The following is a 13779-nucleotide window of genomic DNA, read 5'->3' as shown; positions in this document are numbered from 1 at the left end:
CTGAGGCCGGGGATGTCAACATATCTGGCGTTGACTTTTGGCACGCTGTTGAGTTCTCAAGGAACGGACGCTTCCTTCGGACCGCCTTCCAGCGGACCCTCCGGGCTTCGTTCTTTCGTGTTTCCAGCTTATCAGACGCTTTCCGCTCCATTTACCGGAGTTTCATTCATCGGATTCGCTTTCCGCTTTGCCGCCCCGGTCTCCCGCGGCGACTCCGGAACTGTACGGGGACGGACCCGCCACATGCAAATCGTCCCGCCCCGCTGTCGCGGGACGGGACGATCCGTCGTTCGAGCGCCGTCAGGCGCGGCCCATCTCCTCGACGACGGCCGCCGCGAAGGCGTCGATGTCGGCCTCCGTGGTGTCGAAGGCGCACATCCAGCGGACCTCGCCGGTGTGCTCGTTCCAGAAGTAGAAGCGGTAGCGCTTCTGGAGTCGCTCGCTCACCTCACGCGGGAGGATCGCGTACACCGCGTTCGCCTGGACCGGGCGGACGACCTCGACGCCGTCGATCTTCCGGACCGCGGCCTCCAGGCGGCGGGCCATCGCGTTGGCGTGGCCGGCGTTGCGGAGGTAGAGGTCGCCGGAGAGCAGCGCCTCGAACTGGACGGAGACGAAGCGCATCTTCGAGGCGAGCTGCATCGAGGTCTTGCGCAGGTACTTGATGTTGCGCACCCGCTCCGGGTTTAGCACCACCACGACCTCGCCGAACAGCAGGCCGTTCTTCGTCCCGCCGAAGGAGAGCACGTCGACGCCCACGTCCGTGGTGAAGGCGCGCAGCGGCAGGTCGAGCGAGGCGGCGGCGTTGGCCAGGCGGGAGCCGTCCACGTGGACGAGCATGCCCAGCTGGTGGGCGTGCTCGGTGATCGCGCGGATCTCGTCGGCGGTGTAGAGGGTGCCGAGCTCGGTGCTCTGGGTGATGGAGACCGCGAGCGGCTGCGCGCGGTGCTCGTCGCCGAAGCCCCAGGCCTGCTGGTCCAGCAGCTCGGGGGTGAGCTTGCCGTCCGGGGTGGGGACGGTGAGCAGCTTGATGCCGCCCATCTTCTCCGGCGCGCCGCCCTCGTCCACGTGGATGTGGGCGGTCTCGGCGCAGACCACCGCGCCCCAGCGCGGGAGCAGCGACTGGAGGGCGACCACGTTGGCACCGGTGCCGTTGAAGACGGGGTAGGCCTCGGCCTTCTCGCCGAAGTGGCGGCGGAAGACCTCCTGGAGGTGCTCCGTGTAGTCGTCCTCCCCGTAGGCGACCTGGTGGCCGCCGTTGGCGAGGGCGATCGCGGCGAGGATCTCCGGGTGGACGCCGGCGTAGTTGTCGCTGGCGAAGCCCCGGACGGCGGGGTCGTGCCGCCGTACCGCGTCCGTACGGGTGGGGTCGGTCATCGTGGGGTCAACCACAGGTGCTGTCCGTTCAGTTCTGCTGCGGGGCGGTCCCAGAGGCCCGCGAGGTGTCCGGCGAGGTCGGCGGTGTCGGTGAAGCCGGCGAACTTCGCCTCCGGCTTCTCGGCCCGCATCTCGGGGCTGACCAGCGCCTTGATGACCAGGATCGCAGCCGCCGCGGTGGGCTCGCCGTCGGGGTCGGTGGTCTCCTTCTTGAAGGAGTCGGCCATGGCGAGGGTCCACGCCTCGGTGGCGGCCTTGGCGGCCGCGTAGGCGGCGCCGCCGGCGGTGGGCTTGTGCGCGGCCGAGGCGGAGATCATGGCGTAGCGGCCGGCGGTGCTGCGGACCAGCGCGGGCTGGAAGGCCAGCGAGGTGTGCTGGAGGGTGCGCACGACGGTGTCGTGCAGGAAGTCCCAGTCGTCCAGCCGGGTGTCGAAGAAGGTCTTGCTGCCGCGCCAGCCACCGACCAGGTGGAACAGGCCGTCGACGTGGCCGTGCTCGGACTCGAGGTGGTCGGCCCAGTCGTGGACCTCCTGCGGGTCGAGCAGGTCGATCACCTGGCCGCTGACCTTGGCTCCGCGGACGGCCACCCGGGTGGCGTCCAGGGCGGACTCCAGCCGCTGGGCGTCGATGTCGGCGCCGATGACGGTGGCGCCGTCGGCGGTGAGACGACGCAGCACCGCGCGGCCGGCCGGGCCACTGGCTCCGGCGACGGCGATGACCTTGCCGGCCAGCGGGGCGTTGGTGGAGGTGGTCACGCGGCGGCTCCCTGGATCCCGGCGCCGGTGATGCCGGCGGTGGCGGCGATGACGCCGCTCAGCTTCTTGTTGAGGGCCTCGTAGAACATGCTCAGCGGGAACTCGTCCGGGAGCACGGCGTCGCACAGGGCCTTGTTGAGGGCCTTGCCATCGGTGATGTCGAGCGGCAGGGCCTCGGTGCCCTTCGCCCAGGTGGAGGCCGGGTGCGGGGTGAGGTAGCCGGAGACCAGCTCGTAGGCGGCGATCCAGTGGGCCGACTTGGGCCGGTCGATGCCGTCGCGGTAGAGGGTCTCGATCTCGGCGCAGAGCGCGTTGGTGACCTGCTGGGCGCGCTCCCAGTCGATGCTGAGGCGGTTGTCGCGCCAGCGCAGCGCGTCGTGCTTGTGCAGGTAGGCGAAGAGCAGCTGGCCGCCCATGCCGTCGTAGTTGCGCACCCGGTCGCCGGAGACCGGGAAGCGGAACAGGCGGTCGAAGAGGACCGCGTACTGGACGTCGCGGGCGTGCGGGTTGCCCTCGGCCTCCAGCTGCACCGCCTCCTTGAAGGTGGTGAGGTCGCAGCGGAGCTCCTCCAGGCCGTACATCCAGAACGGGCTGCGCTGCTTGATCATGAAGGGGTCGAACGGCAGGTCGCCGTGGCTGTGGGTGCGGTCGTGGATGAGGTCCCACAGGACGAAGGTCTCCTGCGCGCGCTGCTGGTCCTCGAGCAGGCCCTCGGCGTCTGCCGGGATCTCCAGGCCGAGCTGCTGGACGGCGCTGGTGGAGACGGCGCGGAAGCGGGCCGCCTCGCGGTCGCAGAAGATGCCACCCCAGGTGAAACGTTCCGGCGCCTTGCGCACGGCGACCGTCTCGGGGAAGAGCACGGCGGAGTTGGTGTCGTAGCCGGCGGTGAAGTCCGTGAAGGTGATCGGCACGAACATCGGGTTGTCGAAGCGGGTGCGCTCCAGCTCGGCCAGCCAGTCGGGCCACACGACGCGCAGCAGGACGGCTTCCAGGTTGCGGTCCGGGTTGCCGTTCTGGGTGTACATCGGGAAGACGACCAGGTGCTCGAGCCCGTCCTCGCGCTGGTCCGCGGGGTGGAAGGCGAGCAGCGAGTCCAGGAAGTCGGGCTCGCGGTAGCCGGTGTCGGCCCACTTGGCGAGGTCCGCGTCGACGGCGGCGAGGTAGGCGGCGTCGTGCGGGAAGTTCGGGGCGAGCTCCTCGACGGCGGCGCGGACGGTGGCGACCAGCGGGTCGACCGTGTGCCGCTGGACGGCGGACAGGTCGATCGAGCCGTCCTTCGACTGGAGCGGGCGCAGCGTCTCGACGGCCTCCTTCAGGCGCAGCCAGGCCGGGTGGCCGGCGAGGGTCGAGACCGGGGCGTCGGCCGCCACAGCGAGCCTTGGCGAAAGATTCTGCATCGTGGACTCACTTCGACAGGAGTTATTTCAACGAGCACACCATAAGTACGAAAGGTTCTCCTGTTCAAGGGGGGCAGGACCGGCAAAACTCCGGTGCACTGCCGCTCGGGCGTCGAAACCTTCGGCGGGAAGCGGGTTGTCCGGCATGTGGACTGTGATCTGGATGTTCTGGACAGATGTGCCGATCTGATGCGAACCTCCCGGCATGCTCCCGGCGGTGATCACGGTGGTCGAAAGCCACGACGGCCCCTTCCGGGCGCCCTCCCGTCGGCACGTCCACGGTCGGCACGTCTGCCGTCGCCGTCGCGCGCGCGGCCTGCGCTGCCGCTGTCGCCGCTGTTGTTGACCGGTTTGCCGCCGACCCGGCTGCCGCCGGTCCGGCTCGGGGGGCGCCGCGGACGCGCGCCCGTACGCCGACCATGCCGCGTGTGTTCCGGCGCCGCCACCGGGGGGAAGTGACCCGCCGGGATGCGGGCCGCCCGTCGCGCCTTCCCGTGCCCTCCTCGTTTCCCGTCCCCCGCCGGTCCTTCCCTGGAGCCCCGTCATGACCCTCCGCAAGCCGTCCGCCGTACTGCCCGTCGCCGTGCTGGTCGCCGCCGCGGCCGTGCTGACCGCCTGCGCACCGCAGGACTCGAAGTCCGACGCCGCCTCCGGTGCCTCGGGCGCGGCCGGTTCCGCGGCGGGCTGCGCACCGGGGGCGCTGGCGACTCGCACCGCCGGGACGCTGACCATCGGCACCGACAAGCCCGCGTACGACCCGTGGTTCTCCGAGGACAAGCCGGAGAACGGCAAGGGCTTCGAGTCCGCCGTGGCCTACGCGGTCGCCGAGAAGCTCGGCTACCCGAAGGAGAAGGTCAGCTGGGTGGTCGCGCCGTTCAACAAGGCGACCGCGCCGGGCGCCAAGGACTTCGACTTCGACATCAACCAGGTGTCCGTCAGCGACGAGCGCAAGCAGGCGGTGGACTTCTCCTCCGGCTACTACGACGTGCGCCAGACCGTCATCGCGCTGAAGAACTCCAAGGCGGCGGGCGCGAAGAGCATCGCCGACCTCAAGGGCACCAAGCTGGGCGCACAGGTCGGCACCACGAGCCTGGAAACCATCACCGACACCATCAAGCCGAGCATCCAGCCGGCCGTCTTCGACTCCAACGACCTGGCCAAGGCCGCGCTCAAGAACGGCCAGATCGAGGCCCTCGTGGTGGACCTGCCGACGGCCTTCTACATCACCGGCGCCGAGGTGCCCGAGGCCCAGGTGGTCGGCCAGTTCGAGGCGACCGCGAAGGCCGAGCAGTTCGGCCTGGTGCTGGACAAGGGCTCCAGGCTGACCGGCTGCGTCTCGCAGGCGGTGGATGCGCTGCGCGCCGACGGCACGCTGGCGAAGCTGGAGAAGCAGTGGCTCTCCGACGTCGTCTCGGCACCGGTGCTGAAGTGAGCGCTGATCTGGCCCCCGAACTGAGTGGGGAGTCCTCCGGCGGCGCGGGTTCGGGCGGCGCGGGTTCGAGCGGCGCGGGTTCGGTGGAGCTCGCCAAGGCGCCGGCCGTCGAGGACGGCTACCGCCCGTCCGAGCGCCGGCTGGCGCACGAGGCGTACCGGCGTTCCCGGGCCCGCCGCTCGGCGTTGATCGCCACCGCCTCGACCCTGGTGACGGCCGTGGTGCTGTACCTGCTGGTCGTCAACTCCCCCGGCTGGGAGGTGACTCGGCGGACCTTCTTCAACCTCGACTACGCCCGCCAGGCGCTGCCCGAGGTGTTGCGGGGGCTGCGGCTGAACCTTGAGCTGATGCTCGGCTGCGGGGCGCTGATCCTGCTGTTCGGGCTGCTGCTGGCGGTGCTGCGGACGCTGCGCGGGCCGGTCTTCCTGCCGGTGCGGCTGCTGGCCACCGCGTACGTGGACTTCTTCCTCGGGCTGCCGATGATCATCTGCCTGCTGGTGATGATCACCGGGGTGCCGGCGCTGCGGCTGACCGGGGTGACCACCGATCCGCTGCTGCTGGGCGGTGCGGCGCTGGTGCTGACGTACTCGGCGTACGTGTCGGAGGTGTTCCGCTCCGGCATCGAGTCGGTGCACCCCAGCCAGCGGGCCGCGGCCCGGTCGCTCGGGCTGACCAACGCGCAGGCGATGCGGTACGTGGTGCTGCCGCAGGCCGTCCGGCGCGTGGTGCCGCCGCTGCTCAACAACCTGGTGAGCCTCCAGAAGGACACCGGGCTGGTCTCGATCGGCGGCGCGATCGACGCGGTGTACGCGGCGAAGATCATCGCAGCGCGGTCGTTCAACTTCACGCCGTATCTGGTGGCGGGGCTGGTGTTCATCGTGCTGACCATTCCGCTGACCCGGTTCGCCGACTGGCTGACCGCCCGGATGAACCGCCGCCAGACACAGGGAGGTGCGGTGTGACGTCGAGCGAGGTGCTCCGGCTGGAGTCGGTGCGCAAGACCTTCGGCGGCCAGGTGGTGCTGCGCGACGTGGACATCACCGTGGCCGAGCACTCGGTGACGGCGCTGATCGGGGCCTCCGGCTCCGGCAAGTCCACGCTGATGCGCTGCGTCAACCTGCTGGAGGGGATCGACGACGGGGCGATCTTCCTGGACGGCGAGGAGATCACCGATCCGCGCACGGACGAGGACGCCGTGCGGCGCCGGATCGGCGTGGTGTTCCAGTCGTACAACCTGTTCCCCCATCTGACGGTGCTGGAGAACATCACGCTCGCGCCGCGCCGGGTGCACCGGGTCGCCCGGGCCGAGGCGCAGACGCGGGCGCTGGAACTGCTCGACCGGCTCGGGCTGGCGGCCAAGGCCAAGGAGTACCCGGACCGGCTCTCGGGCGGGCAGCAGCAGCGCGTCGCCATCGTGCGCGCGCTGGCCACCGGGCCGCGGCTGCTGCTCCTGGACGAGATCACCGCGGCGCTCGACCCGGTGCTGGTCGGCGAGGTGCTGTCGGTGGTGCGGGACCTCAAGGACCAGGGGATGACGATGGTCCTCTCCACCCACGAGATGGGGTTCGCCCGCGAGGTCGCCGACCAGGTCTGTTTCCTGGACGGCGGGGTGGTGCTCGAACAGGGGCCGCCGGAGCAGGTGTTCGGCGATCCGCAGGAGGAGCGGACCCGGCGGTTCCTCAGCCGGGTGGTCGCCTCGGGGCGGCTCCAGGGCTGAGCGCCCCTCGCGCTGGAGGCGGCCTTGGGGTGCGGCCGGGTGTGCGGCAGGTGTGCGGCCGGGGCCTTCGCAACGGTGGGCACTACCGTGCGCCCCCGTACGCGCTCTGGTCGCGCGCTGCCGGGTGCGGTGATCGTGGACCGGACGTCCGTCGCCGCGCACGGGGGTCGGCGAACAGGCGACAGCTGGCGGACGACGGATGACAGCTGACAAGTGACAGCTGACAGATTTCATCATCTGTTCGCTGAACGCTGTTCGTCGTCGGCTGTCGTCTGTCGGCTGCCATCTGTCCGCTGTCGTCTGTTCGCCCCCCGTCGCCCACCGCCCCGGGAGGCCCCCGTTGCACGGACCCACCCTGGTCAACTGGCTCCTCGCCCTCCTCGCCGCCGGGGCCGGCACCTCCTGCCTGACCCGGCTTCGCCACTCCCCCTGTGCCCCGGGCGGCACGCACCGACCGCTCGCCCGGGAGTCCGACGCCGCCGAGGCCCTGATGGGGCTCGGCATGGCCGCGATGGCCATCACCGGCGCCACCGTCCCACCCGCCGTCTGGGCCGGACTCTTCGGCCTCCCCGCCGCCGCCTTCCTGCTCGCCGCCGCCCACGCCCCGGCCGGCCGGGCACACCGGCTGCACCACGCGGTCGGCGCGCTCGCCATGACGTACATGGGCCTCGCGATGGCGACCGCCTCAGGCCACGGCCACCGGCACGCCGCCGCCCTGGGCCTTCCGGTGCTGACCGGCGTGCTCCTCCTCTACTTCGGCGGCTACACGCTCTGGACCGGGAGCCGGCTGCTGCGCACGCCGGCGGGCACCCTCGCGGTCGGCACCGCCGGACTGCCGCAGGCCTGTCGACTCACCATGGGGATCGGCATGTTCGCCATGCTCCTGACCATGTGACGACCGCGCACCAGGCCCGCCGCCCCGCCCGTCGACCCGGTCGCCGACACCCCAAGACCCCCGCGCGGGCGTGGCGTTGGTCACTGGCCCGTCGAAAGCCGTTCCACCGGGCGTCGCCAGCGCATAGGTTGGCAGGGAGCGCGTTGTCGCGTTCCGTGCGTACTCGGGGAGCCCATCGATGCCTGCCCTGATCGGCCTGCTGCTGCTCGGCCTGCTGCTCTCGACCGTCGCGCCCCGGCTGTTGTCCCGGGCCCGCTGGGCGGAGCGCGAACCGGTGCTGGCCCTGCTGGTGTGGCAGTGCCTGGTGGTGGCTGTGCTGCTCTGCTGCGCGCTGGGCCTGCTGCTGGCCGCCTCCGCCGCCCTGCCGGAACTGCGCGCGCTGGTGTTCGCGGGCGCACCGCACGGCGTGGAAGCCGCATACGCCCTCCAGGACGGCGAGGGCTGGGGACGGCTGTGCGCCGCGGTACTGGCCGCGGGCGGGGTGCAGACGGTGCTGGCGCTCACCCGGGAGGTCCGTACGGCCAAGGCGCTGCGCGATCGCCGGCACGCCCAACTGTCGACCCGTTCCCCGGAGTTGCCGGACACCATCGAGGCCGCGCGGAGCCGCCGGGAGCGGCTGGTGGTGCTGGAGAACGTCCGCCCGGAGGCGTGGTCGCTGCCCGGGCCGGACTCCCGGCTGGTGGTCACCACCGGCGCCCTCCAGCAGCTGACCGACCGGGAGCTGGCGGCGGTGCTGAGCCATGAGCGGGGCCACGTCCGGGCGCGGCACCACTGGCTCCAGCAGTTCGCCCAGGCGCTCGCCTCCGGCTTCCCCGGGGTCGGCGTGTTCAGGGCGTTCCGGGACCAGGTCGCGGAGCTGGTCGAGCTGGCCGCCGACGACCGGGCCGCCCGTCGGCACGGCCGGCACACCACCGCCCTCGCGCTGGCCGAACTCAACCTGGACCGCGGGGTGTTCGGCTCCTGCCCGCCCGGCCTGGCGCAGTCCCCGAAGCGGGTGGACCGGCTGCTCGCGGGCCGTCCGCGGCTCTCCGTCCCGCACCGGCTGCGGCTCACCCTGGCGGCACTCGCCGCGCCCGCCGTGGTTCTCCTGCTGGCCGCGGCGCCGGGACTTCACTCACTGCTCTGAGGCGCCGAGCGCCGCCGCGGGGCTGACTCCGCCCCGGCGAAGCACCCCTGACGGACGGTCAACCGGCAGGAGGTGGCGCGCAGGAGGGGCCTGGCCCATCACCGAGGGTCTGCTCCAGCACCCGGCGGTGGAACGGCCTGGCCTGCTCGTAGCGCTCCCGACCGCCCTCCGTGAGGGCGAGCAGGACACCTCGCCGGTCGCGTTCGCACATCGCCCTGGTGACCAGCCCGGCCTTCTCCAGGCGGGCGATCAGCCGGGAGAGCGCGCTCTGACTCAGGTGGACGGTGTGGGCGAGCTCGCTCACCCGCACCGCGGGCCTGCCGCCACCGCACTCCTCGACGAGGCGCTCCAGCACCTCGAACTCACTCATGCCCAGCCCGTACCGGTCGCCCAGCTCGCGGTCGAGCGCGCAGGCCGTGGCGGCCTGCCGGGCCAGCAGCTCGCGCCACTGCGCGACGAGACCGGCCTCCGCCGGGGAGTCGAGTTCAGCCACCCCACCACTTTAGCATGCACGGGCAATTGCTGCAGCTACATTTAATGCTCTTGCATTCAATGCATGTGCATGTACTGTCCTCCCCATGACCACCGCGACCGTCACGTCACCCGACGCCCCGTCAACCAGCGGGCCGCACTGGACTCCCCGCCTCTGGGGCACCCTGATCGTGCTCTGCGCCGCCATGTTCCTGGACGCCCTGGACGTCTCCATGGTGGGCGTCGCCCTGCCGTCCATCGGCGCCGACCTGCACCTGTCCACCTCCGCCCTGCAGTGGGTGGTCTCCGGCTACGTACTCGGCTACGGCGGCCTGCTGCTGCTCGGCGGCCGCGCCGCCGACCTGCTCGGCCGCCGCCGGGTGTTCCTGGTGGCCCTGGGCGTGTTCGCCGCCGCCTCACTCGTCGGCGGCCTGGTCGACGACGGCGGCCTGCTGATCGCGGCCCGCTTCCTCAAGGGTGTCAGCGCCGCCTTCACCGCCCCGGCCGGCCTGTCGATCATCACCACGACCTTCGCGGAGGGCCCGGCCCGCAACCGCGCGCTGTCGATCTACACCACCTGCGGCGCCAGCGGCTTCTCGCTCGGACTGGTGCTCAGCGGCCTGCTCACCTCGGTCGGCTGGCGCTGGACCTTCCTGATGCCCGTCCCGGTCGCGCTGCTCGCCCTGCTCTTCGCCGTCCGGCTGCTCCCCCGGCCGGTCGAGGAGCGCGCCAAGGGCGGCTACGACGCGCTGGGCGCGATCACCGGCACCGCGACCGTTCTGCTGCTGGTCTTCACCGTCACCGAGGCCCAGGGCGTCGGCTGGCTGAGCCCGCGCACCCTCGCCTCGCTGCTCGTCGTCGCCGCGCTGGCCGCCGCCTTCCTCCGGGTGGAGAGCCGCACCGCGCACCCGCTGGTCCGGCTCGGCATCTTCCGCAACGGCTCGGTCGCCCGGGCCAACGTGGTCGCCTTCGCGATGACCGGCGCGTACGGCGGGTTCCAGTTCGTGGTCACCCTCTACCTCCAGCACCTGCTCGGCTGGTCGGCCCTGGAGATGGCCCTCGGGCTGCTCCCCGCCGGGGCCATCATCGCGCTCTCGGCCCCCTTCATGGGCCCGATCGTGGACCGCTTCGGCACCGGGCGGCTGCTGCCGATCGGCGTGTTCTCGCTGGTCGCCGCGTTCGCGCTGTTCCTGCGGCTGGACGAGCACAGCTCGTACCCGGGCCTGGTGCTGCCCTCGATGCTGCTGCTCGGCGTGGGCTTCGCGTTCGCCTTCCCTTCGGTGAACATCGCCGCCACCGCCGGCGTGGCCGACGAGGAGCAGGGCCTGGCCTCGGGCCTGGTGAACACCGCCATCCAGGTCGGCACCGCGGTGGTGCTGGCCGGAGCGACGGCGATGATCACGGCCGGCAGCGCGGGCGGCGACGGTCCGCAGGCCCAGCTGGACGGCTACCGGCCGGCGCTGCTGTTCGTCACGGCGGTCGCACTCCTCGGCCTGGTGGTCGCGGCGGTGGGCGCCGTGGTCGACCGGCGCCGCGCGTCGACTCCCGTGACCGAGCCGAACACCGTGGCCAAGCCGAACCCCGTGACCGCGCCTGACCCCGTGAGCGCACCGGTCGGGTCGACCGAGGCCAGGGCCGAAGTCCTGACCGGGCACTGACCCCCCGGCCCCGCGCGGTCGGCATCCGGGCCGCGGGGCCATGGAGCCGGCTCCACCAAACCCCCGTGTCGGTGGAGCCGGCCGTCTTCGTGGCGGCCGCCCGGACCACGCCCCTCGGGGCACGGTTCCTCGGTGCGGCTTTCGGCTCCGCAAGTATATTGGCTCGAAACCAATGAACGTTCGGAGCAGACACGATGGCACCTCGCGGGGATTCGGTCAATGAGGAGATGCGGCAGCGCTCCCGCCGCCGCATCATGCGGGCCACCGTCGAGCTGGTCGACCAGCGCGGCTACGCGGGCACCACGCTGACCGACATCGCCGAGCGGGCCGGGCTCGCCCGCGGGCTGCTCTCCTACTACTTCGACGGAAAACGGCTGCTGATGCAGTCCGCGACGCACCGGATGATGCACCAGGCGCTGGCGGGCGCGCTGGCGGAACTGGCCCCCGACTCCTCCCCCGACGCCCGGCTGGCCCGGGCAATCGACGCCGTGCTCGGACTGGCACTGGACCACCCCCGGGTGATGCGCTCCCACCTGGCACTGATCCTCGACCCGGACACCGGCGCCTTCGTCCAGGACCCCGAGCAGCAACAGCTCGGCGCGATCCTCCAGGGGCTGCTGCGGGACTGGGGCGCACCCGACCCGGTCGCCGAGCACGCGGTACTGCGCAGCGCGCTGATGGGCGGTTGCATCGGGGTGCTGCTGCCGGGCGCCGAGATCCCGCTGGCACCGATCCGGGCCGACCTCTTCCGCCGCTACGACCTGCCCTGGGAGCTGGGCCGCCCGCCGCAGCCGTCGCCGCCGGAACGCGAACGGCCGCCGGCCCGCAGCTGACCGCGGGTGGGCGGCCTGGCGACCGACTGCCGGGGGCCTCGTGGGAGAGGGGGTTCACAGGCCCCGGACGGCAGCGACTCAGCGTTCCTTCAGGATCGAGGCGAGCAGGTCGATCGTGCGCTCCGGCGTGAGACTGTCCACGCAGAGCCGTTCCATGACCTGGATGTAGGCGTCGACGTCGTCGCGCTTGTCCAGGTAGAGCGCACTGGTGAGCTGCTCCAGGTAGACCACGTCCGCGAGGTCCTGCTCCGGGAAGCGCAGGATCGTGAACGCCCCGGACTCGCCCGCGTGCGCGCCGAACCGGAACGGCATGACCTGGATCACCACGTTGGCCTGCTCGGCGACGTCGATCAGGTACTGCACCTGACCGCGCATCACCTTGGGCCCGCCGACCGGCCGGCGCAGCGCGGCCTCGTCGATGACCGCCCACAGGCGCGGGCTGGCGCCCTCGGCCAGCAGCTTCTGGCGGCGCAGCCGGAGGCTGACCCGCCGTTCGACCTCCTCCTCGCTGATGACCGGCCGACTCTGGCCGAAAACCGCCCGTGCGTACTCCTCGGACTGGAGCAGCCCGGGGATGAACTGCACCTCGTAGGTGCGGATCAGCTGGGCGGCCTCCTCCAGGCCGACGTAGGTCTGGAACCAGCCCGGCAGCACGTCGTTGAAGCTGTGCCACCAGCCGGACTTGTTGGCCTCGCGGACGAGGCCGAGCAGGGCTTCCCGCTCGATGCCGTCGTCCACGCCGTACAGGCTGAGCAGGTCGGCGACGTCACGCTCCTTGAAGCTGACGCGGCCGAGTTCCATGCGGCTGATCTTGGACTCGGAGGCCCGGATCGCGTAGCCCGCGTCCTCGCGGGTGATGCCGCGCGCCTCGCGCAGGCGGCGCAGCTGCGAGCCGAGGAGGATCCGGCGGACCATCGAGCCGCCGCCCGGCTGAACTGTGGTCATGCGGTCGAAACCTCCACCTAGGGCAAACAGCGCACAGTCTGCCATCAGTTGAGCGCTCACGGTGCCGATACTGACGGATGTTCCTATCAGTTCTACGCTCCACACACCAGGATGCACGTGCATTCGGCGCTTGCATATGCCAATAGTGCGACTGCACGTGAATCGACTCTTGCATCTGCAGTGAGCGCACACCACCATGGTGCACGTGCACCTGCACATCCCTGGCAATCCCGCGGGCTCCGCGTCGACCCCACGCGCGACTCCGTGCACCGACCCGACGGCGTCCCCCGCGTCATCGGGCGTTCGAGTGCGCGCGCGCCTGGTCGAGGGGGCGGCCGAGCGGCCGAGCGAGTCGGAGGTGACCGGCATGACCCCGGCGGGTCCAGCCGTGTCCGCCCCCTTATGGGAGGAGCTCTTCATGAGCACCGGTACGGCCTTGGCGGTTGACCCCCTTGTGGTCACCTGCACGCTCGCTCCTCGTTTCGAAGCCGTCAGAACCGCGCGCGACTTCGCTCGGACCACGCTCCAGCGCTGGGGCCTGACGGAGCTGTTCGACGACGTCGCGCTGGTGGCCTCGGAACTCGTGACCAACGCGCTCCGGCATGCGATCGGCGCACGGCCCGACCCGTCGGGCGGCGCCCAGGGCGAGTACGACTTTCCCATACAGCCGACCGCGGACGGCCGGCTCCCGATCCGAATAAGCCTCGTGCACCGCGCACCCCAGGTGGTCTGCGCGGTGAGCGATCCGAGCAGCATCGGCCCGGTCGCCCGGGAGGCCGACTTCGTCGCCGAGTCGGGCCGCGGGCTGCACCTGGTGGAGTCGTTCAGCCGCTCCTGGGGCTGGCACCCGCTGGGCAGCGGCAAGGTGGTCTGGGCGATGTTCGAGGCGGAGACGGTCGGCGGCTGCCCGCTGGACGGACGCCCCGGGCTCGGCGGCCGCTCACCGCTCGACGGGCCCGTCGAGGTCGGCGGACGGCATCGGCGCTCGGCCTAGGGCGGGCCGCGCAGCGGAACGGATCCGTGCACCCGGGACGGACCCCGCCACCCGGGACGGGCCCCTGCGTCTGACGGCGTGTGGCCGGTCGCGGAAGCCCCGGGAGGACCACGCCCCGGGCCCTTCCACCAGGCCCCGCCGAGACCTTCCGGTGCCGCCGACCAGTGAGCGGCCCGGGG

Annotated in this window: 12 protein-coding genes and 1 pseudogene; 8 read left to right on the top strand and 5 right to left on the bottom strand. The window is 71.8% G+C overall.

The features are described 5' to 3' along the window. Positions 1-300 precede the first annotated feature (300 nt). The 3 genes from ACWDBE_RS17120 to ACWDBE_RS17110 are packed head-to-tail and all read right to left on the bottom strand — an operon-like array spanning position 301 to position 3529. Entirely contained in the window at positions 301-1377 is a 1077-nt protein-coding gene (locus ACWDBE_RS17120; RefSeq protein ID WP_449788708.1) for a threonine aldolase family protein, read from the bottom strand. Further along, the gene (locus ACWDBE_RS17115; protein WP_449788709.1) at positions 1374-2132 is read right to left on the bottom strand and encodes an SDR family NAD(P)-dependent oxidoreductase; all 759 of its coding nucleotides are present in this window, start codon (positions 2130-2132) and stop codon (positions 1374-1376) included. Before ACWDBE_RS17115 ends, ACWDBE_RS17120 begins: the two co-directional genes overlap by 4 nt. After that, positions 2129-3529, bottom strand: coding sequence for a DUF6421 family protein (locus ACWDBE_RS17110; RefSeq protein WP_449808426.1), 1401 nt, complete (start codon positions 3527-3529; stop codon positions 2129-2131). Before ACWDBE_RS17110 ends, ACWDBE_RS17115 begins: the two co-directional genes overlap by 4 nt. 544 nt (positions 3530-4073) lie before the next feature. Between ACWDBE_RS17110 and ACWDBE_RS17105 the strand changes: the two genes are divergently transcribed. The 5 genes from ACWDBE_RS17105 to ACWDBE_RS17085 all read left to right on the top strand — a co-directional run bounded on the left by ACWDBE_RS17105 (position 4074) and on the right by ACWDBE_RS17085 (position 8699). Further along, complete coding sequence (locus ACWDBE_RS17105; RefSeq protein WP_449808425.1) at positions 4074-4961, top strand: ABC transporter substrate-binding protein; 888 nt, start codon at positions 4074-4076, stop codon at positions 4959-4961. A gap of 83 nt (positions 4962-5044) precedes the next feature. Continuing rightward, entirely contained in the window at positions 5045-5923 is an 879-nt protein-coding gene (locus tag ACWDBE_RS17100; protein ID WP_449788875.1) for an amino acid ABC transporter permease, read from the top strand. Beyond that, positions 5920-6678 carry an amino acid ABC transporter ATP-binding protein gene (locus ACWDBE_RS17095; protein WP_449788712.1) on the top strand — a complete coding sequence of 253 codons (759 nt, stop codon included), beginning with the start codon at positions 5920-5922 and terminating at the stop codon, positions 6676-6678. The genes ACWDBE_RS17100 and ACWDBE_RS17095 overlap by 4 nt, the downstream gene beginning before the upstream one ends. 340 nt (positions 6679-7018) lie before the next feature. Beyond that, positions 7019-7573 (top strand): DUF5134 domain-containing protein, encoded by a 555-nt coding sequence (locus tag ACWDBE_RS17090; protein ID WP_449808424.1) that lies wholly within the window; start codon positions 7019-7021, stop codon positions 7571-7573. A gap of 178 nt (positions 7574-7751) precedes the next feature. Then, positions 7752-8699, top strand: a complete 948-nt coding sequence (locus ACWDBE_RS17085) for a M56 family metallopeptidase (RefSeq protein WP_392875731.1) — start codon at positions 7752-7754, stop codon at positions 8697-8699. Positions 8700-8757: 58 nt separating this feature from the next. On the opposite strand, the gene ACWDBE_RS17080 is transcribed toward ACWDBE_RS17085, so the two are convergent. After that, positions 8758-9192, bottom strand: coding sequence for a MarR family winged helix-turn-helix transcriptional regulator (locus tag ACWDBE_RS17080; RefSeq protein WP_449788714.1), 435 nt, complete (start codon positions 9190-9192; stop codon positions 8758-8760). An 85-nt stretch (positions 9193-9277) separates the two neighbouring features. On the opposite strand from ACWDBE_RS17080, the gene ACWDBE_RS17075 reads away from it, so the two are divergent. Further along, a complete protein-coding gene (locus tag ACWDBE_RS17075) occupies positions 9278-10828 on the top strand; it encodes an MFS transporter (RefSeq protein WP_449808423.1) in 1551 nt (516 codons plus the stop codon). A 227-nt stretch (positions 10829-11055) separates the two neighbouring features. Continuing rightward, positions 11056-11661: a TetR/AcrR family transcriptional regulator gene (locus tag ACWDBE_RS17070; protein ID WP_449788716.1), complete on the top strand. Its 606-nt coding sequence runs from the start codon at positions 11056-11058 to the stop codon at positions 11659-11661. Positions 11662-11739: 78 nt separating this feature from the next. Here ACWDBE_RS17070 and ACWDBE_RS17065 read toward each other — a convergent pair whose 3' ends face one another. Continuing rightward, positions 11740-12606, bottom strand: a complete 867-nt coding sequence (locus ACWDBE_RS17065; protein ID WP_188297256.1) for a helix-turn-helix domain-containing protein — start codon at positions 12604-12606, stop codon at positions 11740-11742. A gap of 418 nt (positions 12607-13024) precedes the next feature. Between ACWDBE_RS17065 and ACWDBE_RS17060 the strand changes: the two are divergent. Next, positions 13025-13495, top strand: a pseudogene (locus ACWDBE_RS17060) (ATP-binding protein); the annotation flags it as partial. Between the last annotated feature and the right edge of the window lie 284 nt (positions 13496-13779).

The sequence above is a fragment of the Kitasatospora sp. NPDC001132 genome (assembly GCF_053598415.1).
The sequence above is the reverse complement of the archived record's forward strand: the minus strand, read 5'-3'. Positions and strand labels throughout refer to the sequence as shown.